1 protein-coding gene is annotated in these 1013 nt (G+C 42.9%); it reads right to left on the bottom strand.

The annotated features are described in order from the left end of the window. Positions 1 to 89: 89 nt before the first annotated feature. Positions 90 to 1013 (bottom strand): IS66 family transposase (tnpC, locus tag OCT58_RS10365; protein ID WP_267202733.1); only part of this gene is annotated, 924 nt, incomplete at its 5' end.

The raw sequence follows: 1013 nt of genomic DNA, 5'->3' as shown, positions 1-1013 counted from the left end.
GTAAGCCCGCCGTGGCGACACGCCTTGAATCAAAATTCCCGATATGCTTCGATCCTTGGACGGTCGATCATATCGGGAGTTCTTTTATCTTATGCATGACAGTGTTCTTGGACCTCTTTTGTCCATGGCAAATAAGCCCCAATATCTTCATTTTCGCGATTTGGTAACCGACTAAATAGATATTCGAGATATTTATACACATTGAGCCCATTCAGTTTAGCTGTGGCAACTAGTGTACAGTAAATTGCGTTGGCGCGGGCACCCCGAATTGTTCTGGCGAACAACGAATTCTTCCGAATTAAAGTCGTTGGTCGAATCATTTGCTCAATTGGATTATTGCTGAGCGGAATTTGACCATCTTCAAAGATTCGATAGACACGCTGTCGTTGATTTAAGGCGTTTTCAATAGCCGCTTTAAGACGCCCCATTGGATTCTTAACTTCGCTGATAAAGCTATAGAATTTATCAAGACGCGGTCGCAACTTGAGTTGCCGCTGCTCACGTTTTTCTTCTTTGGTGTGGTAAATTAGCCTCTTTTCGGTGTCAAACACTACTCCTAATTTCTGAATAGCCCCCACTGCTTTAGAACTAGTTAAGTTCTCCTTCCTTAGCCCTTTAACGATGTCGATAAATTCACGTCGAATGTGGACAAGGCAGGCACCAAACTTAAACTCCGGATAACGATTGTTGCTATAGGCACTGTAGCCATCTGGAATAATTGTTCCCTGATAGTCTTTGCCAACAATCTCACTGATAATTCTGCCTGAGCGAGTATTGGCATAATGAAAGATCATAATATTGTGGCGGTTGAACTCAGTCGTGCTTCTCGCTGCCCATAAGTAACTAGTTGAAGTATGTTCTTCTAGAACTCGCAGTGGTGTTTCATCCATATGAGTGACCGCTTCTTTTTTGAGCTCTTTAACTAGCCGATCGTAGAGCGGCTTTAAGTATGTTTCGCTCACTTTGATGGCATTATTGGCAATGTATTTATCATTATTCGGGAAACCCAGCGC

The sequence above is a fragment of the Limosilactobacillus kribbianus genome (assembly GCF_026413145.1).
In the GTDB taxonomy this organism is placed as follows: Bacteria; Bacillota; Bacilli; order Lactobacillales; family Lactobacillaceae; genus Limosilactobacillus; species Limosilactobacillus kribbianus.
The sequence above is the reverse complement of the archived record's forward strand: the minus strand, read 5'-3'. Positions and strand labels throughout refer to the sequence as shown.